The sequence below is a fragment of the Haemophilus sp. THUN1690 genome (assembly GCF_059704375.1).
The window spans coordinates 274,554-301,324 of sequence record NZ_AP046583.1; the positions used below are offsets into that span (position 1 = coordinate 274,554).

Below are 26,771 nucleotides of genomic sequence, written 5' to 3' on the forward strand. Positions count from 1 at the left end.
TTAATTTTATCAACTATGGAGAAACAAAAATGGCACGTCGTCCTTTAGTGATGGGTAACTGGAAATTAAACGGTTCCAAAGCGTTCACCAAAGAATTAATCGAAGGATTAAAAGCAGAATTACATGATGTAACAGGTTGTGATGTGGCAATTGCCCCACCAGTGATGTATTTAGGTACGGCTGAAGCAGCACTTTCTGGTTGTGGTTGCAGCTGCGGCGGTAAAAGTGTGATTCAGTTAGGTGCACAAAACGTAGATATCAATGTGAAAGGTGCATTTACTGGTGATATTTCTAGTGAAATGTTAAAAGATTTTGGCGCAAAATACATCATTATCGGCCACTCTGAGCGTCGTACTTACCACAAAGAAAGCGACGAATTTGTAGCGAAGAAATTTGGTGCATTAAAAGAAGCTGGTTTAGTACCAGTATTATGTATTGGTGAAACTGAAGCTGAAAACGAAGCAGGTAAAACAGAAGAAGTATGTGCACGTCAAATTGATGCCGTCATCAACGCATTAGGCGTAGAAGCATTTAATGGTGCAGTGATCGCATACGAACCAATTTGGGCAATCGGCACTGGTAAATCAGCGACTCCAGCACAGGCACAAGCTGTTCATGCATTTATCCGTGGCCACATCGCAGCAAAATCACAAGCTGTAGCAGATCAAATGATCATTCAATACGGTGGTTCGGTAAATGACGCTAATGCAGCAGAATTATTCACTCAACCAGATATCGATGGTGCATTAGTGGGCGGTGCTTCACTTAAAGCGCCTGCGTTTGCAGTCATCGTGAAAGCAGCGGCAGCAGCGAAAAACTAATTTTTATTTAATTAGAATAATATGTATTTAAGTCGCTTTACATGTGACTTAGGTCGTCATTAGTTTTTGTAATTATCTAAGTATCATATTATATTTACCCCTAACTACAAACCGCACGTTTTACGTGCGGTTTGTTATTTTTAGAAGCAATTAGCAAGCTTGTTTGCCATAAGCATCTTGGCGAAGAATGTGACGAACACCTTCATCAAATTCTGCTAATACGCGATCTGCATCTTTTGGATCTTTACCGCGCGCATCTAAGTAGAATTTAATTTTTGGTTCAGTACCTGAAGGACGAGCAATTAAGCGTCCGCCATTTTCCAAGTTAAATACAAGGATATCGCTTTGACGATCTGTTTTAGTATGGTCGATAAATTGTGCCACTTTCACGCCTGCGATTTCTGCTGGTGGATTGTTACGAAGTGCGGTCATTAATTTTCCGATTTCTGAAAGATCGCTTACTCGAATAGAGATTTGTCCACTCACATAAGCACCAAATTCTTTGGTAAATTCATCAGCATAATCTGCTAAAGTTTTGCCTTGTTTTTTCAAGTTACGCACAAGATCTAAGAACACGATTGCCGCAGAAATACCGTCTTTATCGCGTACTTTGTCGGGGTCAACTAAATAGCCCAATGCTTCTTCAAAACCAAACAATAAGCCAGATACTTTACCGATATATTTGAAACCGGTTAAGGTTTCTTCTGATTGGAAACCATATTTTTTCGCAATTTCAGCAAGCGCAGGAGAAGAAACAAGTGAGCAAGCCAATGTGCCTTGTTTACCTTGATATTGTTTTGCCAAGTACCAACCTAAGAAACAGCCTACCACGTTGCCGTGTAGTGATTTCCAGTTGCCTTGCGCATCAGGCACAGCAACGGCTAAACGGTCTGCATCTGGGTCATTAGCAATGATAAATTCAGCATTCTTTTCTTTTGCCACTTTAATTGCTAAATCTAATGCGCCTTTTTCTTCTGGATTTGGGAAATTCACAGTTGGGAATGTGCCATCTGGCCAAATTTGATCTGCGACTACGTGAGGTTGTGGTAAGCCTGCTTTTGCTAGCGTTTTACTTAACACTTCATAGCCAACACCGTGCATAGCGGTATAAACATAGTTAATGTCGCAAGCTGGCTCTTTAGCTAATGATGCAGTTTTTGCAATGTATGCATCTACCACTTCATCATTTAACACTACATAATTATCGCTACGTGGTAAATCTTGGATATTGCCAGCCGCAACTTTATCAATTAATGCTGCGATGTCTTTATCTGCCGGTGAAACGATTTGACCGCCACCATTTGCTTTGCCCAAATATACTTTATAGCCGTTATCTTCCGGTGGATTATGGCTTGCTGTCACCATTACACCCGCAGTGGTATCAAAATATTGGATAGCATAAGCTAAAACTGGAGTCGGTAATTTGCGTGGTAATAAATAAGCTTTTACGCCTGCACCGGCCATAATTTCAGCTGTGTCACGGGCAAATACATCAGAGTTTTTACGGCCATCGTAACCAATTACGATTGATGGTTCTTTATCGTAACCTTTTAAATATTCCGCTAAACCGCCAGCAGCTTGAGAAACTAAAACTCGGTTCATCCCCATTGAGCCAGCTTGTAAACGGCCACGTAAACCTGCCGTACCAAATTGTAAACGACCATCAAAACGCGCATGTAATTCTGCTTCTGCCGCTTTATCTCCGCCTTTTGCCGCATCTAAAAGTGCGGTTAATTCTGCACGAGTTTCTGCGTCAGGATCTTGGTTTAACCAATTTTGCGCTACATGAAAAAGAGTTGTCATAGGATCATCCTTATTCTCTTGAAATAAATAAATCGCTGCTAGACTAGCCGAAATCACCCAAAATGGGAACGGATAATTATCAAAATTTTGATCTACTTAACATTTTTTGTTCACGCAATCGGTTATCCGAACTAATTAGGAAAGCCATTTGTTGCATAGGCATTTGTTTGAAAAATTCGCTATAATACCGCCTCAATATTTACGGCAAAATTTAACCGCACTTTAAGGATTTTCAATGTCATCCCAGCCTCGTTTCGTCCATCTTCGCACGCACACAGATTTTTCGATGATTGACAGTATTGTCAAAGTGAAACCTCTTGTGAAAGCTTGTGCTGCCAATGAAATGGTCGCAATGGGATTAACGGATTTTGCTAATTTTTGTGGTGTGGTGCGTTTTTATGGCGAAATGCTTTCTTCGGGTATGAAGCCGATTATTGGCGCCGATGTTAAAGTGAAAAATGCACTATGCGGTAATGAAATGTTTGATTTGACGCTTTTGGCGAAGAATAACGAAGGCTATAAAAACATTACATTATTACTCTCAAAAGCCTATCAGCGCGGTTATGATGACTATCCTTATATCGATCAAAATTGGTTAATTGAACACCGAGAAGGGCTGATTATTTTATCTGGTGGTACGCAAGGCGATGTGGGTAAAAAATTGTTGAAAGAAAACGCTGCAGAAATTGAAAGTGCGGTTGCTTTTTACCAAGAATTTTTTGCTGATCATTTTTATCTTGCACTTACGCGCACTGGAAGACCTGATGAAGAACGTTATATCCAAGCCGCATTAAAATTAGCTAAAAGTCATGGATTGCCTTTGGTGGCGACGAATGATGTGATGTTTTTGAAATCTGATGATTTTGAAGCTCATGAAATTCGTGTTGCGATTCGTGATGGCTATACATTAGATGATCCTAAACGTCCAAAACGTTATACCCCACAACAATATTTCCGCAGCGAAGAGGAAATGTGCAAGTTATTCGCTGACATTCCTTCCGCTCTCGAAAATACCTTATTAATTGCGCAGCGTTGTAGTGTAACGCTTCGTCTCGGTCAATATTTCTTGCCTCAATTCCCGACGGGAGATTTGAGTACAGAAGATTTCTTGGTGCAAAAAGCCAAAGAAGGTTTGGAAGAACGTTTAGCTTTTTTATTCCCTGATGAAAAAGTGCGGTTAGAAAAAAGACCAAAATATGATGAGCGCTTGCAAGTTGAGCTAGATGTGATTAACCAAATGGGATTCCCAGGTTATTTCTTGATCGTAATGGAATTTATTCAGTGGTCGAAAGATAACGACATTCCTGTTGGGCCGGGTCGTGGTTCTGGTGCGGGTTCATTAGTGGCTTATGCATTAAAAATCACTGATTTAGATCCGCTAGAGTTTGATTTGCTATTTGAACGTTTCTTAAATCCAGAACGTGTGTCTATGCCCGATTTCGACGTGGATTTCTGTATGGATGGTCGAGACCGAGTGATTGAGCACGTTGCTGAAACTTACGGCCGTGGCGCTGTATCACAAATTATCACCTTTGGAACCATGGCAGCGAAAGCTGTTATTCGAGATGTAGGACGAGTGCTGGGGCATCCGTATGGTTTCGTTGATCGTATTTCGAAATTAATTCCGCCAGATCCTGGTATGACGCTTGCGAAAGCATTTGAAGCCGAGCCACAATTACAGGTAGCCTACGACAGCGATGAAGAAGTGCAAGCGTTGATTGATATGGCGCGTAAGCTGGAAGGTGTGACGCGTAATGCAGGTAAACATGCTGGTGGCGTGGTCATTTCACCAACCTTAATTACTGATTTTGCACCACTCTATTGTGATAATGAAGGCTTACATCCTGTTACTCACTTTGATAAAAATGATGTGGAATATGCGGGGCTTGTGAAATTCGACTTTCTGGGCTTGCGTACTCTCACCATCATTAAATGGGCATTGGATATGATTAATGCTCGTATGGTGCGTGAGGGCAAGCCTCGAGTAGATATTGCATCTATTCCACTTGATGATCCAGAATCTTTTGAATTACTTAAACGTTCCGAAACTACAGCCGTGTTCCAGTTGGAATCGCGAGGAATGAAGGATTTGATTAAGCGCCTGCAACCTGACTGTTTTGAAGATATCATCGCGTTGGTGGCATTGTTCCGTCCTGGTCCGTTGCAATCAGGCATGGTGGATAACTTTATCGACCGTAAACATGGACGAGAAGAAGTATCTTATCCTGATGCGGAATATCAACATGAAAGCTTGAAACCTATTCTTGAGCCGACCTACGGTATTATTTTGTACCAAGAACAAGTGATGCAAATTGCGCAGGTGTTGGCTGGCTATACGCTGGGTGGGGCTGACTTATTGCGTCGAGCAATGGGTAAAAAGAAACCAGAAGAAATGGCAAAACAGCGCTCAGTGTTTAAAGAAGGGGCGGAGAAAAACGGTGTTGATGGCGAGCTATCTATGAAGATTTTCGACTTGGTAGAAAAATTTGCTGGCTATGGTTTTAATAAATCTCACTCCGCTGCTTATGCCTTGGTATCTTACCAAACCCTTTGGTTAAAAACTCATTTCCCTGCGGAATTTATGGCAGCGGTAATGACATCTGAAATGGATAATACGGATAAAATCGTAGGTTTATACGATGAATGTCTGCGTATGGGCTTAAAAGTAACGCCACCAGATATTAATATCGGCAAACACCATTTTAGCGTTAATGAACAAGGTGAAATTGTATATGGGATTGGCGCGATTAAAGGTGTGGGGGAAGGCCCGATTGAAGCACTTGTTACGGCAAGAAATGAAGGGGGAATTTTCAAAGATTTATTCGATTTATGCGCTCGTGTAGATTTGAAAAAAATTAACCGCCGCACCTTTGAAAGCCTAATTATGTCAGGTGCCTTTGATAAATTAGGCCCACATCGCGCCGCACTTTCTAAGAATTTGGAAGACGCGCTTAGAGCTTCCGATCAGCATGCGAAAGATGAAGCAATGGGGCAAACGGATATGTTCGGCGTGCTGACAGAAACCCATGAAGAAGTGGAAAATGCTTACGCTAATACACCACCTTATACCGAAAAACAAATCCTTGATGGTGAACGAGAAACCTTGGGGCTTTATTTAAGTAGCCATCCTGTTAGCCGTTATTTGAAAGAACTTTCTCATTACACTTCAACTCGCTTAAAAGATCTTGCACCAAATCGTCGTGGACAAATTAGCACTGTGGCGGGGCTAGTTGTGGCATCGAGAATTGCGATGACGAAAAAAGGCAATCGGCTAGGTATTGCTACATTGGATGACCGTTCAGGTCGCTTAGATTTAACATTATTTGGTGAAAGCCTAGAACAATTTGGTGAGAAATTACAAAAAGATACAGTGATTGTTGCTTCTGGACAGGTTAGCTTTGATGATTTCTCTGGTGGCTTAAAAATGACGGTGCGCGAGTTAATGACCTTAGATGAAGCTCGTTCCCGTTATATCAAATCCTTAGCTATTAGTCTTTCTGAGCATCAAATTACACCAAGTTTTATTAAACTACTTAAAGCATTACTTGAGCCGGTGAGTGGTGGAACGTTGCCGATTAATGTGTATTATCAAAGTCCGAAAGGTCGTGCGTTGTTACGTTTGGGCGTGCAATGGTCGATCATTCCAACAGATGAAATTCTGACGGAATTGGTGAATTTACTTGGCGAAAGTGCGGTGGAATTAGAGTTTGAATAATACAAAGGCGCGAAAAATATCACGCCATTTTTATAAGATTAACGTAAGAAATAACGATAAGATTTGCTTTCTGTTACATCTTCAAAAACATAATTGAGTTGGGCAAGTGCCAGTTCAAATTCTGCTTGTTCGCGTTCTTCAATTTGGAAACCAGCAAGGATATTTCCATAGTCCGCGCCGTGGGCACGATAGTGGAATAATGAAATATTCCAACGATTTTGCAAGGTTTCTAGAAATTTCAATAACGCACCTTTTTGCTCTGGGAATTCGAACGTATATAAGCGTTCGTTATCATTTGATGCGCGACCACCCATTAAATAGCGAACATGCGTTTTCGCAATATCATCATCAGACATATCCTCAACATCAAAACCATTTTTAGTGAGGTCTGCAATAATGTCTGCTTTTTCTTGCTCATTTGTCGTTCTTACCCCGACAAACACGCAAGCACGTTTATCATCTGCATAACGGTAACTGAATTCTGTTACTGCTCGGTTACCTAATACATAAGCAAATTTTAAGAAACTACCGGGTTGTTCAGACATGGTCACGGCTAATAAAGCTTCTCGGTTTTCACCAATTTCACAACGTTCAGATACATAACGTAATGTGTGGAAATTTAAGTTCGCGCCAGACAAAATTGCCGCCATATTTTTGCCTTCAATATGGTTTTGTTTGGCATATTTTTTCAAACCAGCTAAACCTAATGCACCTGATGGTTCTGCAACAGCACGAACGTTTTCAAACAAATCTTTCATTGCTGCGCATACTTCGTCACTATCGACCAATACCATATCATCAAGATATTGTTGGCATAGGCGGAATGTTTCGTCACCAATGCGTTTTACGGCAACACCATCCGCAAATAATCCAACATGGATTAAATCTGTTGGTTCACCTTTATCGAGAGCGGCTTTTAAGCATGCAGAATCCTTTGATTCTACACCGATAATTTTAATTTCTGGCATAAATTGCTTAAGCAAAATTGCTACACCTGCAGCTAAGCCACCACCGCCGACTTGTACAAACACATAATCCAAATCTGCCACTTGTTGTAGCATTTCCATCGCTAACGTGCCTTGTCCTGCGATCACTAATGGATGATCGAATGGTGGAATAAATGTCATGTTTTTTTCTTTTGAAAGCTCGATAGCTTTTGCTTTGGCTTCATCGAAATTAGCACCATGCAACAACACCTCACCACCAAAACCACGCACGGCATCCACTTTAATGCTTGGAGTGTTTTGTGGCATGACGATCAATGCTTTTAAGCCTAGTTGTTTCGCTGATAATGCCACGCCTTGCGCATGGTTACCCGCAGAGGCCGCTATTACGCCTGCTGCTTTTTGTTCTGCTGGAAGGCTAGAAATCATTGCGTAAGCACCGCGTAGTTTAAAGCTATTTACTGGTTGGCGATCTTCGCGCTTGATCCAGATATTATTGTGCAGTCGTTCAGAAAGTTTTCCCATTTTTTGTAAAGGGGTCACTTGCGCAGCTTCATATACGCGTGAACCAAGTTTAACAATAGCATTGATATAATCTGATTGAGAGGGTTGAGGATTGGTGAGTAGGTTTTTCATAGTGTTTGTTTTGATGATGAAGTGCGGTTAGTTTTTCCTTTGTTTTATCCCCCTCTTATGAAGGAGGGGGAACCGTTAAATTATTTTAATAATGTTTTATCGCGTACCGCACCTTTGTCTGCAGAGGTTGCAAAGTGACCGAATACTTTCAATGCGAAAGAGACTTCACGTTCACGGTTAGCTGGCTGCCAACCTTTTTGATCTTGTTCAGCTCTGCGTGCAGCGAGTTCTTCATTACTGATTTCTAAGTTAATTGCACGGTTTGGAATATCAATGTTGATAATATCGCCATCGCGTACTAAGCCGATTGCACCGCCAGAAGCAGCTTCTGGTGAAGCATGTCCAATAGACAAACCTGATGTACCACCAGAGAAACGTCCGTCCGTTAATAAAGCACATTTTTTGCCCAAACCCATCGATTTTAAGTAACTGGTTGGGTACAACATTTCTTGCATACCTGGTCCGCCTTTAGGCCCTTCATAACGAATAACAACCACATGACCTTCTTTGACTTTGCCACCCAAAATGCCTGCAACCGCATCTTCTTGGCTTTCAAATACTATAGCAGTGCCAGTGAATTTCCAAATAGATTCATCTACACCAGCGGTTTTAACGATACATCCGTCTTCAGCGAGATTACCGAATAATACGGCTAAGCCCCCTTCTTGCGAGATCGCATTTTCTTTATTTCGAATACAGCCGTTTACACGATCATTATCGACGGTATCCCAGCGACAATCTTGTGAGAATGCTTGAGTTGTGCGGATGCCTGCAGGGCCTGCACGGAAGAATTTATGTAATTCTTCATCTTGATTGCGAATAATATCGTATTGGTCTAGTTGTTCTCCCATGCTCATTCCAAGCACGGTGTGTGTATTTTTATGAATTAATCCAGCGCGATCTAATTCACCTAACAATCCCATAATACCGCCTGCACGGTGTACGTCTTCCATATGGTATTTATTGGTGTTTGGTGCAATTTTGCTTAAACAAGGTACTTTGCGCGATAAACGGTCAATATCTTCCATTTTAAAATCTACGCCTGCTTCTTGTGCTGCTGCTAACAAGTGTAAAACTGTATTGCTTGAACCACCCATTGCGATATCGAGGCTCATTGCATTTTCAAAGGCATCAAAAGTACCGATTGAACGAGGCAATACGCTTACATCATCTTGTTCGTAATAACGTTTGCAAAGCTCAACAATTTGACGACCTGCTTTTAAGAATAATTCTTTGCGGTCTGCGTGAGTGGCTAACATGGAACCATTGCCGGGTAAAGATAAACCTAAAGCTTCAGTTAAACAGTTCATTGAGTTAGCGGTAAACATCCCTGAGCAAGAACCACAAGTTGGGCACGCACTGCGTTCAATGGCATCAATGCGTTCATCTGACACATTTGGATCGGCTGCCTCAATCATCGCATCAACCAAATCTAAGCGGATTAATTGATCAGAAAGTTTAGTTTTGCCCGCTTCCATTGGGCCGCCTGAGACAAAAATTGTCGGAATGTTTAAGCGCATTGCCGCCATCAACATTCCTGGAGTGATTTTGTCACAGTTGGAAATACACACCATCGCATCAGCACAGTGCGCATTGACCATATATTCCACGCTATCAGCGATCAAATCACGGCTTGGTAAAGAATAAAGCATCCCGCCGTGTCCCATCGCGATACCATCATCCACCGCAATGGTATTAAATTCTTTTGCTACGCCGCCTGCTTTTTCAATTTCTGCGGCAACAAGCTGTCCCATATCTTTTAAATGCACGTGACCAGGTACGAATTGAGTGAAAGAGTTCACCACCGCAATAATCGGCTTACCAAAGTCATTTTCTTTCATCCCTGTTGCACGCCATAAGGCACGTGCGCCTGCCATATTACGACCTTGTGTACTAGTCGCTGAACGTAGTTTTGGCATAAATAATCTCTCCGAGTAAATTTTAGGGTTTGTTTTTATTTTCCAGATAAAGACTGAATTGCATAAAAAGGTAATGAGATAATTGCTAATGGTACAAAAATAATCATTGCCGCTGATGCTCGTCCAGCTACTGTAATGTTATCCTCTGTTGCTTCAGCACTGAATCTTTTTTCTTGACGATATTCTAAGTACTTAGTTTCCAAAGGTTTAATCAATTTGGCTTTTTTTAAAATCTCATTTTTATTTTTAATATCAACAATTTCACCATCTTCCATTCTAAAAAATATATTATGCTCCTGCATATTGTAATAATTTTGTCCATAGAGCTCATTAGATTGCTTTTGGGTAAGCTCTTTATCATTAAAATATAGTGTTAATGTAGCTTTCACTTTGTTTTTTTCAACATCTTTAGCGATAGAATGAATTTTTACAGATGATATGTTTTTTACATAAGGTGATCGTAAGATGCGAATTAAATCTCCAGTTTCACTATATTTTGAACCAGCAAAGTGATAACTATTAAGTTGCCCTATAGCATAAATGTTGTCTTCTGCTATAAAGAAAGAGTGTATTACTTCTTTTTGAGAAGATAGTTCTTTATCTTGTAATGAAGTGCATCCAAATAGTACGAAAGTAATAAGTAACTCCAATAACAAACGTATATTTTTCATTATTTTATCTCCAGCACATCTGGCAATTTCGCCAACTGATTCACTAATAGATCTAAAGTGCGGTCAGATTTTACAGTGATTTTTAATCGCACTTGGGTTTCAATTAGTGTCATTTCCATCGTTGTAACGGTAAACCCGCGGTGGCGTGTTACGCGTAAAATGCGTTCTAGTACTTCAGGACGATGGCGAGCGACGAGTTCCAATTTATATTCATTCATTAGTTCATCTCCTCTACCATATCCGCGTTACATGCACCTGGTGGCACAAGTGGCCATACACATTCATCCGGTGGAATACATACTTGTAATAAGTAGGCTGTCTTGCTGTTTAATAATCGGTTGAGTGCTGCATCCACATCATCGGCTGACTCAATACGTTCTGCAGGAATACCGAACGCATTAGCAAGCACCACAAAATCTGGGTTGTCATCTAAAATAGTTTCACTGCGACGTTTATTCCAGAATAAATCCTGCCATTGACGAACCATACCTAAGCGTTGATTATCCAATAGCAAAATTTTTACCGGTAAATTGCCACGTTTGATTGAACCCAATTCTTGGATATTCATCATGAGTGAGCCATCACCCGTAACCAAAATGACTTCATCTTGCGGGCGTGCTTTTTTTGCACCTACAGCAGCGGGTAAGCCAAAGCCCATTGTGCCGAAACCTGCCGAAGTAATGTAGTTCTCTGGCGCAAAATGCTTCATGTGTTGCGCTGACCACATTTGATGCTGACCTACATCGGTACAAATTACAGCATTATTTGGTTTGCGATTAGATAGGCTGTTGAGTAATGCCCAAGGATCAATTGGACGATTGCCTTGATTTTCAATATAAGTGAAATCTAATTTTGCTTTGAAATTTCTGATTTGTTCACGCCAAGGCTCAATATCAAGCTCTTGTTTGAGAGCATTAAGTGCTTGGATTAAATCTCCTTGTAGGGCAACATCTGCACGGCGTAATTTATGGATTTCCGCTGCATCAATATCACAATGAATCACTTTAGCATGAGGCGCAAAAGTATCGAGTTTACCTGTTACACGATCGTCAAAACGAGCGCCGCATACAAGTAATAAATCGCTTTCTTGCACGGCAAAATTAGCAGCTTTTGTACCATGCATACCAATCATTCCCATATACACATCATCATTTGGATCAATTGCACCTAAACCTTTTAAAGTTGAGACTGATGGCATTTGGGTTTGGGCTAAAAATTCGCGTAAGGCTGGAACAGCCTTCGCCATACCAACGCCGCCACCCACATAAAGCACAGGTTTTTTAGCATTTTTTAATAATTCTTTTGCTTCAGCGAGTTTATCTCCTGAAAGTGCGGTCGGTTTTTCTGGTGTTTTAACGTAGGCTTTTACATTCTCAGGCACTTCACCGATTTGGATATCGCGAGGCACATCAATAAGAACAGGGCCTGGACGTCCGCTTTGGGCAATTTCAAAGGCTTCCGCAAAAACATCGGCTAATTCATCCTCACTTTGCACGATAAAGCTGTGTTTGGTACAAGCAAGGGAAAGTCCAAGAACATCCGCTTCTTGGAACGCATCCGTGCCGATTAATGGCGAGGAAACTTGACCGGTAATGGCTACAACTGGAATGGAGTCCATCATGGCATCGCCTAATCCAGTAACTAAATTGGTGGCTCCAGGGCCTGATGTTGCAATACAGACGCCCACTTTTCCTGTGGAACGAGCATAACCAATCGCTGCGATGGCTGCACCTTGTTCATTACGACAAAGTAAGTGATCTAAGCCTGCGTCATAAAGGGCATCGTAGGTTGGCATGATTGCGCCACCAGGATAGCCGAAAAGAGTCGTGACATGGTGTGCTTTCAGGCACTCCATGATGAGTTGTGCACCTGTCATTGTGTTTGCGTCCAGTTGTTTTTATTTTGGGATAAGTTCAGCATTGTAGCGAAATTTCGAGTCATTGGTAGGGTTTGGGGCGAAAAAAACGAAAAAAGTGCGGTGAAAATTGGCTTTTTTTGAATGTTTATGGTCTTTTTATTAAAAAATTCGTGAATTTTTACCGCTCTTTTGGCTTATTTATTGACTGATGATTAGATTTCATTATATTGAAACTCTTTTCATTTTTTTACATAGGATAATTTATGGCGCACTCAGCCCAAAAAGCGCAAAAGCGTGAGACTTTTTCTGGTCGTCGTGCATTTATTATGGCCGCGATTGGCTCAGCCGTCGGTCTTGGTAATATTTGGCGTTTCCCTTATACCACTTATGAAAATGGTGGTGGAGCATTTATCATCCCTTACCTTATCGCGTTGTTAACCGCAGGGATTCCTCTTTTATTCTTAGATTATGCAATTGGTCACCGCAATCGTGGTGGTGCACCACTTTCTTATCGCCGCGTTAGCCCGCACTTTGAAGTATTTGGTTGGTGGCAAATGATGGTGAATGTCATCATCGGATTATATTACGCTGTGGTATTAGGCTGGGCGGCAAGCTACACCTATTTTTCTTTCACTGGCGCATGGGGGGATAAACCAATTGATTTCTTCATCGGTGAATTCTTAAAAATGGGCGATATTAAAAACGGTGTAAGTTTTGAATTTGTCGGTATGGTGACTGGCCCATTAATTGCGATGTGGATTGTTGCATTAGGCGTACTTTCTATGGGTGTTCAAAAAGGGATTGCTAAAGCATCTTCTGTATTAATGCCAGTGCTCGTTGTAATGTTTATAGCGCTTGTGATTTATTCCTTATTCTTACCAGGTGCGGCAAAAGGTTTGGATGCATTATTCACGCCAGATTGGTCGAAACTTTCTAATCCAAGTGTGTGGATTGCGGCCTATGGGCAAATCTTCTTCTCTCTTTCTATCGGCTTTGGGATTATGGTGACTTACGCCTCTTATCTTAAAAAAGAATCCGATTTGACTGGCAGTGGCTTGGTTGTAGGTTTTGCTAACAGTAGCTTTGAAGTGTTAGCGGGTATCGGCGTATTTGCGGCGTTAGGTTTTATTGCAACAGCGCAAGGTCAAGAGGTTAGCGAAGTGGCAAAAGGCGGAATTGGTTTGGCATTTTTTGCGTTCCCAACCATCATCAACAAAGCACCATTTGGTGAAGTGCTAGGTGTATTTTTCTTTGGCTCATTAACCTTTGCGGCATTAACTTCATTCATTTCTGTAATTGAAGTAATTATTTCTGCAATCCAAGATAAAATTCGTATTAGCCGTGTGAAAGTAACGTTCATCGTTGGTGTACCGATGATGCTAGTTTCTGTCATCTTATTCGGTACGACAACTGGCTTACCAATGTTAGATGTATTCGATAAATTCGTAAACTATTTCGGTATTGTTGCTGTAGCATTCGCTTCTTTAATTGCGATTGTGGCAAATGAAAAACTCGGTTTATTGGGTAATCACTTAAACGAAACGTCATCTTTCAAAGTGGGTTTCTTCTGGCGTTTATGCATTGTATTAACGAGTGGTGTTTTAGCATTCATGCTTTTCAGCGAAGGGGCAAAAGTCTTCTCTGAAGGTTACGAAGGTTATCCAAACTGGTTCGTAAACACCTTTGGTTGGGGAATGTCTATTAGCTTACTTGTCGTGGCATTTTTCCTTTCTCGCTTAAAATGGAAAAGCGAAACCAAATTAACGATTGATGAAACTAAAGGAGAATAAAATGAGTACTGGTGCAATTATTATGATGATCGTGTCTCTCGCTTTGGTATGGGGTGGATTGGTTTACGCCCTGATTCGATTACCAAAAGAAGAATAATCATAAATTTGACCGCACTTTGATCTGTCCCCCAAATTTGGACTAAATAACCAATTGATTAAGGTGTAGATTATTAACAAGCATTATTCGATATTATTTAAGGGGCTGAAGCAGATTAACATAATTGCTAATCTACTTCGTCCTCTAATATTTTTAATATTTATGTAATGTTAATTTTATGTGAAAAACTTTGTAAGCTTATATAAGATATGGTAGATAAGAATAAAAAAGCGACCTACTTTCACATAAGTCGCTTTGGGCGATAACCTAACTAAGTATGTTTAGGTCTGAAGAAAATCATCGTAAAGATTTGCCAGAAGAAGGCGAGTGCACCGAAGATGAATACTACGTCACCACCTAAACGAACCCAACGTAAGGTATCGAATAATGGTTGTTGCATAAATTCTTCACTACGTGCATACCATAAGCCTTCAGAGATACTTGCATATCCTTGAATAACACCGATAGGTAGTAAGCTTGATACGATCATGAGTACTAAACCGCCGTTTAATAACCAGAAGCCCCATTTCATTAACTTATCGTTAAATGGTGTATCTGGACGTAAATAACGAGAGATTAAGAATACGAAGCCTAATGCTAAGAAGCCATACACACCGAATAATGCAGCGTGCGCGTGAACGGCAGTCGTGTTTAAGCCTTGAACATAGTAGAGTGAAATTGGTGGATTGATTAAGAAACCAAATACACCTGCACCTAACATATTCCAGAATGCAACGGCAACGAAGCAGTAAAGAGGCCATTTTAAACGGTCCATCCAAGGTGTTTTTTGTTGCATTGCCCAGTGTTCCCAAGCTTCATGACCTAATAACACTAATGGAACCACTTCAAGTGCAGAGAATGATGCACCTACCGCGATAATTGGGGTGGTTGCACCTGCGAAGTATAGGTGGTGGAACGTACCAGGAATACCGCCGATTAAGAACAATGCCGCTTCAGTAATGGTTGCCACAGTCGCAGTACGACGTGAAACTAACCCTAAACTTACGAAGATGAATGAAAGCGCCGCTACAGAGAATACTTCGAAGAAGCCTTCTACCCATAGGTGAACTACCCACCAACGCCAGTATTCCATCACTGAAATGTGAGTGTGCTCGCCGTAGAATAGTGCTGGGCCATAGAATAAGCCAATTGCAATGACAGAAGCGAAGAATAACGCTAATAAGTTTTTGTCTCCTGGTTGTTTGAATGCGTTCACTGTACCGCGGAGCATTAAGACTAACCAGAATAAGATACCTGCGAATTTCACCGCTTGCCAGAAACGACCTAAGTCAATGAACTCATAGCCTTGGTGACCGAACATGAAGCTCCATTCTTCTGGAAGAATATGTGCAATCGCTAAATAGCTACCAGTGAATGAACCGACGACTAATACCACTAATGCCCAGAATAAAACATCCACACCCAATTTTTGGAATTTAGGATCTTTACCGCCATTGATGATTGGTGCAAGGAATAAACCGCCAGCTAAGAATGCCATTGCAATCCAGAATAATGCCGCTTGAATATGCCATGTACGCACTAATGAATAAGGGAAGTATTGAGAAATATCAATACCATAGAATTCTTGACCTTCAACGGTATAGTGAGCAACAATCGCCCCTAAGTTTACTTGTAGTAAGAATAATGCAAGCACAGTAAAGAGATATTTGCCTAATGCGCGTTGAGAGGGGGTTAGTTGTAATTTTGTAAGTGGATCGAACTCAGGTGTTGGTGGTTCTTTTTCATCTTCACGTTTTTTGAATGACCAAATCCATACTACAAAACCAATACCTGCAATGAGGAATACCACGCTCGCAATAGACCAAACCACATTTTCTGGTGTTGGCACGTTATTGATTAATGGCTCATGTGGCCAGTTGTTGGTATAACTTGCATTTGTATTTGGACGTTCTGCAGAGGCAGTCCATGCAGTCCAGAAGAAGAATTTTGTTAAGTCTTTACGCGCTTGTAAGTCTGGAAGGGTATTATCCTTCATAGCAAAGTGTTCACGAGTGACTTTAGTAGCAGGATCATCGCCGTATAAAGAAATGTAGTATTGTGCAGTTTTTTCCATTGCCGCTAAACGGGTGTTTGAAAGCACAACAGTACCGTTTTCAACTTTGCTACCACGATATTCTTTGGTTAAACGCGCTTTTAATAAAGTTTGTTGCTCATCATTTAAATCAGAGAAGTTTTTACCAAATTCTTGATTCGCTGTAATATCCAACCAGTTAGTTAATTCACGGTGAAGCCAATCTGCCGTCCAGTCAGGCGCTTGGTATGCACCGTGCCCCCAAACAGAACCCACTTGCATACCACCAGTGGTTTGCCAAGCGGTTTGACCATGTAAAATTTCATCGTGAGTAATCACTTTTTCACCTGATTCCGAAACATATTGTTGCGGAATTGGTGGTGCTTCACGATAAACTTCGAACCCATAGTAACCGAGAATAGAGAATGCTCCAATTAATACGGCGACTAATAGGTACCAGAACTTTTTATACTGTCCCATTTTATCACTCCTAGGTTATTGAAAAATTAACTTCCTATTTAAAATCATAGGTAAATATTTTACATAAAGTAAAATACCTGACTAATTATATCGGGTATTGTGGTGCTAAAATAATACCTATAATAAAGTAATTGACTAAAATAGTAGGTTATTGTGATTGAGATCATCAAAAAAGCGCAGTTAAAAAATGTTTTAACAGTTTTTCAATTCCCAAAAGTATTGCTTTTCTACTATTAAGTTTAAGTATGTAAGAAAAGGTTTAAAAATTTGAGTTTAGTGTAAGATATCAATGTTTAAGTTATTTATGCACAGTCTAAATTTATAATGATGGATTTACTTTGACTAAGTGCAGTTATTTTTTATGCCCGTGGAGTTAGAATGAAAAAATATTTCTTGTCATTATTTGCCTTACCTATTTTTTGTTTCGCTCAAGAAGAACCCATAAATCCCGCATTACTTGGATTAGGTCAGGTTTTCTTTTTTGATAAATCACTTTCACACAATAAAACACAGAGTTGTTCTACTTGCCATATGCCTGCAGCGGCTTTTGCGGATTTACGTGAAAATGATATCGATAAAATGGTTTCGCAAGGTGATGATCCGACAAAGTTTGGTAATCGCAACACACCAACGGCCATTTATGCAAAATATTCCCCAGATTTTCATTTCGATGAAAAAATTAAGGATTATGTTGGCGGCCAATTCTGGGATGGGCGAGCAAAACATTTAGCTGAGCAGGCGGGGGGGCCTCCTCTCAATCCTGTCGAAATGGGCATGAAAGACAAAGCTAGCGTGGTAAAACGTATTGCCGAAAATCAGGCAGTGAAAGACTACGTTACCAAGCATTGGGGCGAGGAAATTTGGCAAGATGATGAGAAAATTTATGTCATTATGGAACAAGCACTTGCTGCATTTCAGCAATTAGATTTGTTTGCTCAATTCAGTTCTAAATATGACCGCACTTTGGCAGGGCAAGATAAATTTACTGAGCAAGAAGCATTAGGCAAGGCGTTATTTTTTGATAAAGAAAAAACAACTTGCAGTAATTGTCATCAGCTGAATGATAAAGATCACCGTGAAGAAACTTTTACAAATTATCGTTATTTCAATCTCGGCGTGCCGAAAAATGAGGCATTGATTGCTCACAATAAATTAGGCGAGGACTGGGTGGATAATGGATTATTAGATAATCCAATGGTGAAAGGTGATATTGCTCAAAAAGGCAAATTTAAAGTGCCGACATTGCGCAATGTCGCCGTGACTGCGCCTTATATGCATAACGGTGTATTTAAAGAGCTGCGTACCGTATTATTATTTTTGGATAGCCATAACAATCCTGAGCGTAAGATAAATCCCGAAACGGGTAAACCTTGGGCGGTAGCAGAATATGCTCCAACGATAAGCCATAGCGATCTTAAAGGTAAACCGCTTACTGATGCGGAAATTGATGCGTTGGAAGCATTTTTGAAAACGTTGACTGATGCAGCCTATGATAAGGGCGGTGAGTAAGATAATTTCACTGCACTTAAAGCTAAAATTTAACTCACATTTCTATGTTACAATTTACGGCATCATGTTAAGGGGGATATATGTCAGAGAATTTGTGGCTTTTTAGCTTGTTAGCCGTCGTTATTTTGTTAATTTTATTGCTTATTCTACGCCAGCAAAAATATACACATCTTCATCAAGAATTATCGAAAACGACTCAAGATTATAATGAACTTGCTAGTAAATTTGATGAACTTACCATCATCAAAAATCAGCTAGAGCAGCAAACCATCAAAGCTCAAACAGAAAGCCAAGGTTTGTTAGTTCGACTCAATGAGCGTGATGAAAAAATCCACTATCTTACCCAAGAATTAGATGAGGAGCAGGCTCGCCATTCAGCCATCGCGGAGCAAATTACTGCATTAAAAGAACGCTTCGGGATCGCTTCTGCGCAAGCAGAAAGTTTGAATGCACAGCTTCAACATAGCCAAAGCCAGTTATCTCGTAAAGAACAGGAACAACAACATTTAACCGAAAAATTGACCGCACTTTCTCAAGAATTAACAGGATTAAAAACAACGTTAGCTGAGAAAGAAAAACATTTTTCAGAGCAACAACAGAACTTTGAACAATCTAAGCAACAGTTGGGCGTGGAATTTCAAAATCTAGCCAATCGGATTTTGGATGAAAAAAGTCGCTCATTTAGTCAATCAAATCAAACTGCTTTGGAAACGTTGCTCAAGCCTTTCCGTGAGCAAATTGAAGGTTTTCAAAAACGTGTCAATGAAATTCACTCCGAATCCGTGAAAGGTAATGCAGGATTGGAAGCTGAAATCAAAAAAGTGCTGGAAATTGGTCTGAATATGTCGCAAGAGGCGAGTAATTTAACTTCTGCGTTGAAAGGCGAAAAGAAAACGTTAGGCAACTGGGGCGAAGTGCAATTAGAACGAGCGTTGCAACTGGCTGGACTTGAAGAAAATGTGCATTATCGTGCTCAAGCACATTTTAAAGATGAACAAGGCGGACGTAATTACCCTGATTTTGTGTTGAATCTACCTGATGAAAAACACTTAATTATCGATAGCAAAATGTCGTTGGTGGCTTACGAAAGTGCGGTGAATTCTGACGATGATTTTGAACGTGAGCGTTTACTAAAAGAACATATATCCGCATTGAAAAGTCATATTAATGATCTGCATAAAAAAGATTACAGTAACCTTATTGGCATACGTAGCCCGAATTTTGTTCTCATGTTTATTGCAGTGGAACCGGCGTATATTGAGGCTTTAAAATCTGATCCTGCTTTATTTAATTACGGTTATGAACGTAATGTCATTATGGTTTCTCACACTACGTTAATGCCGATTTTACGTACCGTAGCAAACCTCTGGCGCATCGAACGAGGTAATGCTGAGGCAAAAGAAATCGCTGAAAAAGCGGGTGAAATTTATAACCAAATTTGCTTGGTCGCAGAACGTTTAAGTAAGCTCGGTAATACGCTTTCTACCGTCAGCAACCAATACAACCACACAGTCACCGCACTTGTTGGCCAACAAGGTTTAGTTGGCAAAGTAGAACGATTTAAAACCCTTTCCGCAAAAGCGAATAAAACTATGCCAGAAGTGGAGTTATTGAATAATCAGATTGATTTGGCTAGGTTGGATACGTTGAACTAAGATAATTTCAAATAATTTATTCTCCGATTGAATGTGAATTTGGTCGGAGAATTTTTTATTTTATCTAAACAAAAAATTTTGTGATTAATATCTCAAATTTGAAATTTCTCAGTTGTTTTTCTGTTTTTGTTCTTTATATTTATCTTATCGAAACGTTTCGATAAGGGTGGAAAGAGGAAATATATGAAAAAAACGATGTTATTAAATGCACAACTTTCTCGTTGTATCGCTTCCCTTGGTCACACAGAAAGTTTGACGATTTGTGATGCGGGGCTTCCTATTCCATTAAGCGTGGAACGTATAGATCTGGCCTTAACTGCGGGAGTGCCAAGTTTTTTACAAACTTTAGATACCGTGATCACTGAGATGTATGTCGAGCGAGTAGTGATTGCTGAAGAAATTAAAGAAAAAAATCCTGAAATTTTTACCGCACTTTTATCTAAACTTAGTCAAATTGAGACTAATCAAGGTAATAAGCTTCAGATAGAGTTTGTATCACATGAAACTTTTAAAAAATATACACACCAAAGCAAAGCGGTTGTTCGAAGTGGTGAGTGTTCTCCTTATGCCAATATAATTTTATATTCTGGTGTGCCATTTTGATTTAGGTGAAATTATGGAAACCTTACTTAAAATTTCTGGTATTGATAAATCTTTCCCTGGCGTGAAGGCTTTAAGTAATGCCTGTTTATCAGTTTATTCTGGTCGAGTTATGGCATTGATGGGGGAAAATGGTGCAGGTAAATCGACTTTGATGAAGGTGCTTACTGGTATTTATTCTAAAGATGCTGGCACCATTGAGTATCTCAGTAAGGAAGTGACCTTTAAAGGCCCAAAAGAATCACAAGAGGCGGGTATTAGTATTATTCACCAAGAGCTGAATTTGGTCGGCAATCTCACTATTGCTGAAAACATTTTCCTTGGTCGTGAATTTAAAACCTCGTGGGGGGCAATTAATTGGCAAAAAATGTATACAGAGGCAGATAAACTGTTAGCTCGTTTAGGTGTAACCCATAGTAGTAAAAAATTATGCTCAGAACTTTCTATTGGTGAACAGCAGATGGTTGAGATTGCAAAAGCACTAAGTTTTGAATCTCAAGTAATCATTATGGATGAACCAACGGATGCATTAACCGATACTGAAACAGAGTCTTTATTTAATGTTATTCGTGAACTTAAAGCTGAAAATCGTGGCATTGTTTATATTTCCCATCGTTTAAAAGAAATTTTTCAGATTTGCGATGATGTAACGGTTCTGAGAGATGGGCAATTCATTGGTGAGCGTATAGTAGCTGATATTGTTGAAGACGATTTAATTGAAATGATGGTAGGGCGTCGCTTAGATGAACAATATCCACACTTGGCACGAAAAAAAGGTGAATGTGTGTTGAGTGTGGAGCATCTGAGTGGTAGTGGTATTGATGATGTTTCATTTACGCTTTCTGCTGGCGAGATTGTGGGCGTTTCCGGTTTAATGGGCGCAGGAAGAACTGAGCTTGGAAAGTTACTTTACGGCGCATTACCAAAAACAATCGGTAAAGTGCGGTTAAAAAATCAGGATATTGAGAATCACACTCCTCAAGATGGTTTAGATAATGGCATTGTGTATATATCCGAAGATCGTAAAGGTGATGGTTTAATTTTAGGAATGTCGGTAAAAGAAAATATGTCGCTGACATCTCTCGATCATTTTTCTAACAGAGGCAATATTCGTCATCAAGCAGAAAAAATGGCAGTAGATGATTTTATTTTGATGTTTAATATTAAGACTCCTAGTCGTGATCAACAGGTGGGTTTACTGTCTGGTGGAAATCAACAAAAAGTGGCAATTGCTCGTGGATTAATGACTCGCCCAAATGTGTTGATTTTAGATGAACCTACTCGTGGTGTAGATGTTGGTGCTAAGAAGGAAATTTACCAACTTATTAATGAGTTTAAGAAGGATGGTTTGAGTATTTTGATGATTTCATCGGATATGCCTGAGGTGCTTGGTATGAGTGATCGAGTGTTGGTAATGCGTGAAGGTAAAATTAGTGCAGAATTTTCTCGTGAAGAGGCTACACAAGAAAAGTTATTAGCAGCAGCTATTGGTAAATAAGAGTAGGTAAGTATGATGAAAAATGAAACATCTAATTTTCAAATAGGAAGATTTTTGGTTGAACAGCGTTCTTTTATTGCGTTGATTATTCTTATTGCAATTGTATCAGTGATTAATCCTGATTTTTTTAGCGTAGATAATATTTTGAATATTTTACGTCAAACTTCAGTTAATGCGATTATTGCTGTTGGGATGACCTTTGTTATCTTAATTGCGGGAATAGATCTTTCTGTTGGATCTGTATTGGCATTGACTGGCGCTATTGCAGCCTCAATGGTAAGTATTGAATTGCCTATTTTTTTAGTCATTCCTGTTGTTTTATTGATTGGAACACTTCTTGGTGGTGTAAGTGGCGTAATTGTTGCAAAAGGAAAAGTTCAGGCTTTTATTGCTACCTTAGTCACTATGACCTTACTGCGAGGTATAACAATGGTTTATACAGATGGTCGTCCTATTACGACAGGTTTTTCTGATAATGCGGATATATTTGCTGGTATTGGTACTGGATATTTCTTAGGTATTCCAGTACCAATTTGGATTATGAGCGCTGTGTTTGCAGTGGCTTGGTATATTTTGAAACACACACCAATCGGTCGCTATATTTATGCTTTAGGTGGAAATGAGGCTGCGACCCAACTTTCTGGTATTAACGTCAATAAAATCAAAGTATTTGTTTTTGCTGTCAGTGGTTTTCTTTCTGCATTAGCAGGTTTAATTGTTACTTCACGTTTATCTTCAGCACAACCGACTGCTGGTGTATCTTATGAATTGGATGCTATTGCTGCTGTTGTTGTAGGGGGAACCAGTTTGATGGGGGGAAAAGGTCGTGTAATGGGAACTCTCATCGGTGCATTAATCATTGGATTTTTAAACAATGCATTAAATTTATTAGATATTTCATCTTACTATCAGATGATAGCAAAAGCGTTGGTTATTTTGGTTGCCGTTTTAGCCGATAACTATCTTGGTACGAAAAAACTGTAATTCACTTCAAGGAGAAATTATGAAAAAACTAACCGCTCTTACTTCTGCTGTATTATTAGGTTTGGCTGTTACTGGTTCAGCATCTGCACAAGACACGATCGCTTTAGTCGTGTCGACATTAGATAATCCATTTTTTGTCACATTGAAAGATGGTGCCCAGAAAAAGGCTGATGAATTAGGTTATAAATTAGTCGTGCTTGATTCACAAAATGACCCAGCTAAAGAACTTGCTAATGTTGAAGATTTAACAGTGCGTGGTGCAAAAGTGCTATTGATCAATCCAACTGATTCTGAAGCTGTTGGCAATGCAGTGGCGATTGCAAACCGTAATCATATTCCAGTTATTACATTAGATCGTGGTGCAGCTAAAGGAAAAGTAGTAAGCCATATCGCATCTGACAATATAGCAGGCGGAAAAATGGCTGGGGATTTCATTGCGCAAAAATTAGGTGATGGAGCTAAGGTTATCCAACTTGAAGGTATTGCGGGTACATCTGCAGCGCGTGAACGAGGTGAAGGTTTTAAACAAGCCATAACTGCACATAAGTTTAATGTATTAGCTAGTCAGCCTGCGGATTTTGATCGTACAAAAGGTTTGAATGTAACGGAAAATTTACTTGCCTCAAAAGGAGATGTACAGGCTATTTTTGCTCAAAATGATGAGATGGCATTAGGTGCATTACGTGCAATTAAAGCATCTAACAAAAAAGTCCTTGTTGTGGGATTTGATGGTACAGATGATGGTGTTAAAGCGGTGAAAGGTGGAAAAATGGCTGCAACTATTGCACAACAACCTGATCTTATTGGTTCATTGGGGGTTGTTACAGCTGATAAAATCTTAAAAGGCGAAAAAGTGGAATCAAAAATCCCAGTAGATTTAAAAGTAATTAGTGAATAGTTATTGCATCACTTTTATCTCCCCCTTTCTTATATGCGACAGACTACATTAATGGCAGGGGGAGTTCCAGTTTCTTCAGAACCATGTCTCTTTTAATTTATAAAGACAAATTTTAATTGTTCAAGGAGTTTAACATGAACAAAAAACTCATCGTTCTTGGCAGTATTAATGCTGATCATGTGATTTCTGTTCCTTATTTTTCTAAGCCTGGTGAAACATTAACTGGTGATAATTACCAGCTTGTCTATGGTGGAAAAGGTGCAAATCAGGCGGTGGCTGCTGCTCGGTTAGGGGCAAATGTAGAGTTTATTGGATGTGTTGGCTCCGATGTTATAGGCGAAACAATGAAAAATGCATTTTCACAAGAGGGGATTGATACGACAAATATTCATTCTATTTCTCAAGAAATGACGGGAATGGCATTTATTCAAGTAGCTCAATCAGGTGAAAATAGCATTGTATTAGCTCGTGGAGCAAATGCACATTTAGATGAAAAATTGGTGCAACATAGTGAAGCAAAAATTGCTCAATCTAATTATTTATTAATGCAGTTAGAAACGCCTATTTCAGGTGTGGAGCTTGCTGCAAAAATTGCTCAAGAAAATGGTGTGAAAGTCGTACTAAATCCTGCTCCTGCGAGAGATTTATCGGATACATTATTAAGTATGATTGATATCATTACACCAAATGAAACAGAAGCTGAAATCCTTACTGGTGTACGAGTGAGTGATGAACAAAGTGCGGTGGAAGCTGCGCAAGTTTTCCATAAAAAAGGAATTGATTGCGTCATGATTACATTAGGTGAGAAAGGTGTGTTTGTTAGCCAAAATGGTGAAACTCGTATAATTAACGGTTTCCGTGTAAAAGCGGTAGATACAACGGCTGCTGGTGACACATTTAATGGTGGATTTGTTACAGCCTTGCTAGAGGGGCAATCCTTTGAAAATGCCGTTAGATTTGGTCAGGCCGCTGCAGCGATTAGTGTAACACGTAAAGGAGCTCAACCATCTATTCCTACTCGTCAAGAAACATTAGAATTTCTGGCTCATGTTTAAAGTGCAGTCAATTTTTTAGGTATTTTATGGCAACAATGAAAGATATTGCTCGATTGGCACAAGTATCTACGTCTACTGTTTCTCATGTGATTAATGGATCTCGTTTTGTCAGTGACGAAATTCGACAGAAGGTAATGCGTATAGTTGTTGAACTTAATTATACGCCTTCTTATATAGCTCGTAGTTTAAAGGTAAAAACGACAAAAACGATAGGGTTGCTTGTTACAGCGACTAATAATCCTTTTTTCTCTGAAGTTATGGCTGGAGTGGAGCAATATTGTCAGAAAAATCAATATAATCTTATTATTGCTACAACGGGTGGGGATGCCAAGCGTTTACAGCAAAATCTACAAACCTTAATACGTAAACAAGTAGATGGTATATTACTGATGTGCGGAGATAGTCGTTTTCAAGCAGATATGGAGCTTACAGTATCTTTGCCTTTAGTTGTGATGGATTGGTGGTTTACCGAGTTAAATGCAGACAAGATTTTAGAGAACTCAGAACGTGGTGGTTATCTTGCAACGAAATCTATGGTTGATGCGGGACACCAGAAAATTGGCATTATTACGGGTAATCTCAGAAAGTCAGTAGCTAAAAATCGTTTGCAGGGATATAAGAAAGCTTTGTCTGAAGCTAATATAGTTTTAAATCCTGATTGGATTGTAGAAAGTCATTTTGATTTTGAAGGTGGGATAGTTGGGGCGCAAAAACTGCTTTCGTTATCAGATAGACCGACGGCTATTTTCTGTTGTAGCGATACTATTGCTATTGGCGCCTATCAGGCAATTCAGAATCAAGGTTTACGTATTCCGCAAGATATTTCTATCATGGGATACGATGATATTGAATTAGCTCGTTATCTTTTCCCTTCTTTATCTACAATCAGTCAACCTAAAGCTGAATTAGGTAAGCTTGCTGTTGAGACTTTATTGCAACGTATACAAGAACCCAATGAAAATTACCGCACTTTAGTGTTAGAGCCGACCTGTATTTTGAGAGAATCAATTTCTTCCCCTTCAAATGTATAAATAAAATAAGAATAACTCGATTTCTTTATTGCTATTTTCAAAAAAACTGCTATTTTCTTGCGGTTTTTTTGTTTATTTAACCCACTATTTAATTTAGGAATAAAATCGAATGGAAGAAAACAAACCTGTTGATCCTTATGCGAAATATAACGAACAATCGAATATTATCGCGAAAATAATTTTTGCTAGTCGCTGGTTGCAAGTGCCGATTTATTTGGGCTTGATTGTAACCCTTGCAATCTACTCTTATAAATTTATCAAAGGCTTATGGGAGTTAGTGATTAATGTAAATGATATGGATTCCAACACAATTATGTTAGGCGTGTTGAATTTGATTGATGTCGTGATGATCGCAAACTTGCTTGTGATGGTGACTATCGGTGGCTATGAAATTTTTGTATCCAAATTGCGTACGCGTAATCACCCCGATCAGCCTGAATGGATGAGCCATGTAAATGCAACTGTGTTGAAAGTTAAACTTTCTATGTCTATTATCGGCATTTCATCTATCCATATGCTGCAAACCTTTGTGAACGCGAGCAATACGCCAGAAAAAACGATGATGTGGCAGTTATTATTGCATTTAGGCTTTTTGGTGTCGGCAATTGCTTTGGCTTATACGGACAAAATTTTGTATAGCACAAGCCATAAAACGCATTAAAAATTTACCGCATTTTTTAAGGCACTAAAAATAAAAATCTTAGCGTTTTTTTGTTAATGTTTGGTAATGATAACTTATATGTTGTTTGTTTTTCCATCAAATTATAAATATAAT

At 39.6% G+C, this 26,771-nt stretch carries 20 protein-coding genes; 13 read left to right on the forward strand and 7 right to left on the reverse strand.

The genetic code is table 11. From position 1 onward, the window contains the following. Positions 1-29 precede the first annotated feature (29 nt). Entirely contained in the window at positions 30-821 is a 792-nt protein-coding gene (gene tpiA, locus AC6H22_RS07760; protein ID WP_005629227.1) for a triose-phosphate isomerase, read from the forward strand. Positions 822-971: 150 nt separating this feature from the next. Here tpiA and AC6H22_RS07765 read toward each other — a convergent pair whose 3' ends face one another. Further along, positions 972-2,624, reverse strand: a complete 1,653-nt coding sequence (locus AC6H22_RS07765; protein ID WP_118817547.1) for a phospho-sugar mutase — start codon at positions 2,622-2,624, stop codon at positions 972-974. A gap of 235 nt (positions 2,625-2,859) precedes the next feature. On the opposite strand from AC6H22_RS07765, the gene dnaE reads away from it, so the two are divergent. Beyond that, positions 2,860-6,339 (forward strand): DNA polymerase III subunit alpha, encoded by a 3,480-nt coding sequence (gene dnaE, locus AC6H22_RS07770; protein ID WP_118817546.1) that lies wholly within the window; start codon positions 2,860-2,862, stop codon positions 6,337-6,339. Positions 6,340-6,377: 38 nt separating this feature from the next. On the opposite strand, the gene ilvA is transcribed toward dnaE, so the two are convergent. The 5 genes from ilvA to ilvG all read right to left on the reverse strand — a co-directional run bounded on the left by ilvA (position 6,378) and on the right by ilvG (position 12,385). Beyond that, positions 6,378-7,919, reverse strand: a complete 1,542-nt coding sequence (gene ilvA, locus AC6H22_RS07775; protein ID WP_118817545.1) for a threonine ammonia-lyase, biosynthetic — start codon at positions 7,917-7,919, stop codon at positions 6,378-6,380. Positions 7,920-7,999: 80 nt separating this feature from the next. Continuing rightward, positions 8,000-9,838 carry a dihydroxy-acid dehydratase gene (gene ilvD / locus AC6H22_RS07780; RefSeq protein WP_118817544.1) on the reverse strand — a complete coding sequence of 613 codons (1,839 nt, stop codon included), beginning with the start codon at positions 9,836-9,838 and terminating at the stop codon, positions 8,000-8,002. A gap of 35 nt (positions 9,839-9,873) precedes the next feature. Beyond that, positions 9,874-10,509 (reverse strand): hypothetical protein, encoded by a 636-nt coding sequence (locus tag AC6H22_RS07785; RefSeq protein ID WP_046943106.1) that lies wholly within the window; start codon positions 10,507-10,509, stop codon positions 9,874-9,876. Then, positions 10,509-10,727, reverse strand: coding sequence for an acetolactate synthase 2 small subunit (gene ilvM / locus AC6H22_RS07790; protein ID WP_118817543.1), 219 nt, complete (start codon positions 10,725-10,727; stop codon positions 10,509-10,511). The genes AC6H22_RS07785 and ilvM overlap by 1 nt, the downstream gene beginning before the upstream one ends. Beyond that, complete coding sequence (gene ilvG / locus AC6H22_RS07795; RefSeq protein ID WP_118817542.1) at positions 10,727-12,385, reverse strand: acetolactate synthase 2 catalytic subunit; 1,659 nt, start codon at positions 12,383-12,385, stop codon at positions 10,727-10,729. Before ilvG ends, ilvM begins: the two co-directional genes overlap by 1 nt. A 245-nt stretch (positions 12,386-12,630) precedes the next feature. Between ilvG and AC6H22_RS07800 the strand changes: the two genes are divergently transcribed. Then, on the forward strand, positions 12,631-14,157 hold the full coding sequence (locus AC6H22_RS07800) for a sodium-dependent transporter (protein WP_118817541.1): 1,527 nt from the start codon (positions 12,631-12,633) through the stop codon (positions 14,155-14,157). Position 14,158: 1 nt separating this feature from the next. Continuing rightward, positions 14,159-14,254 carry a methionine/alanine import family NSS transporter small subunit gene (locus tag AC6H22_RS07805; RefSeq protein ID WP_005629210.1) on the forward strand — a complete coding sequence of 32 codons (96 nt, stop codon included), beginning with the start codon at positions 14,159-14,161 and terminating at the stop codon, positions 14,252-14,254. Between the two features lie 271 nt (positions 14,255-14,525). Here the strand turns inward: AC6H22_RS07805 and AC6H22_RS07810 are convergent, their stop codons facing one another. Further along, positions 14,526-16,766: a nitric-oxide reductase large subunit gene (locus AC6H22_RS07810; RefSeq protein ID WP_005629208.1), complete on the reverse strand. Its 2,241-nt coding sequence runs from the start codon at positions 16,764-16,766 to the stop codon at positions 14,526-14,528. Between the two features lie 378 nt (positions 16,767-17,144). Here AC6H22_RS07810 and AC6H22_RS07815 point away from each other — a divergent pair, with 378 nt between their 5' ends. The 9 genes from AC6H22_RS07815 to AC6H22_RS07855 all read left to right on the forward strand — a co-directional run bounded on the left by AC6H22_RS07815 (position 17,145) and on the right by AC6H22_RS07855 (position 26,657). Beyond that, on the forward strand, positions 17,145-18,275 hold the full coding sequence (locus AC6H22_RS07815) for a cytochrome-c peroxidase (RefSeq protein WP_005629206.1): 1,131 nt from the start codon (positions 17,145-17,147) through the stop codon (positions 18,273-18,275). Between the two features lie 80 nt (positions 18,276-18,355). Then, on the forward strand, positions 18,356-19,930 hold the full coding sequence (locus tag AC6H22_RS07820; protein WP_005629203.1) for a DNA recombination protein RmuC: 1,575 nt from the start codon (positions 18,356-18,358) through the stop codon (positions 19,928-19,930). A gap of 183 nt (positions 19,931-20,113) precedes the next feature. Then, positions 20,114-20,533 carry a D-ribose pyranase gene (gene rbsD, locus AC6H22_RS07825; RefSeq protein WP_005629201.1) on the forward strand — a complete coding sequence of 140 codons (420 nt, stop codon included), beginning with the start codon at positions 20,114-20,116 and terminating at the stop codon, positions 20,531-20,533. A gap of 13 nt (positions 20,534-20,546) precedes the next feature. Next, positions 20,547-22,028 carry a ribose ABC transporter ATP-binding protein RbsA gene (gene rbsA, locus AC6H22_RS07830; RefSeq protein ID WP_032825794.1) on the forward strand — a complete coding sequence of 494 codons (1,482 nt, stop codon included), beginning with the start codon at positions 20,547-20,549 and terminating at the stop codon, positions 22,026-22,028. A 15-nt stretch (positions 22,029-22,043) separates the two neighbouring features. After that, on the forward strand, positions 22,044-23,012 hold the full coding sequence (gene rbsC / locus AC6H22_RS07835) for a ribose ABC transporter permease (protein WP_005629198.1): 969 nt from the start codon (positions 22,044-22,046) through the stop codon (positions 23,010-23,012). 19 nt (positions 23,013-23,031) lie between these two features. Beyond that, entirely contained in the window at positions 23,032-23,910 is an 879-nt protein-coding gene (rbsB, locus tag AC6H22_RS07840) for a ribose ABC transporter substrate-binding protein RbsB (RefSeq protein WP_118817539.1), read from the forward strand. 134 nt (positions 23,911-24,044) lie between these two features. Continuing rightward, complete coding sequence (gene rbsK / locus AC6H22_RS07845) at positions 24,045-24,965, forward strand: ribokinase (protein ID WP_118817538.1); 921 nt, start codon at positions 24,045-24,047, stop codon at positions 24,963-24,965. Between the two features lie 26 nt (positions 24,966-24,991). Further along, the gene (locus AC6H22_RS07850; RefSeq protein WP_118817537.1) at positions 24,992-25,996 is read left to right on the forward strand and encodes a substrate-binding domain-containing protein; all 1,005 of its coding nucleotides are present in this window, start codon (positions 24,992-24,994) and stop codon (positions 25,994-25,996) included. Positions 25,997-26,105: 109 nt separating this feature from the next. Further along, complete coding sequence (locus AC6H22_RS07855) at positions 26,106-26,657, forward strand: TIGR00645 family protein (protein WP_118775729.1); 552 nt, start codon at positions 26,106-26,108, stop codon at positions 26,655-26,657. Positions 26,658-26,771: the final 114 nt, after the last annotated feature.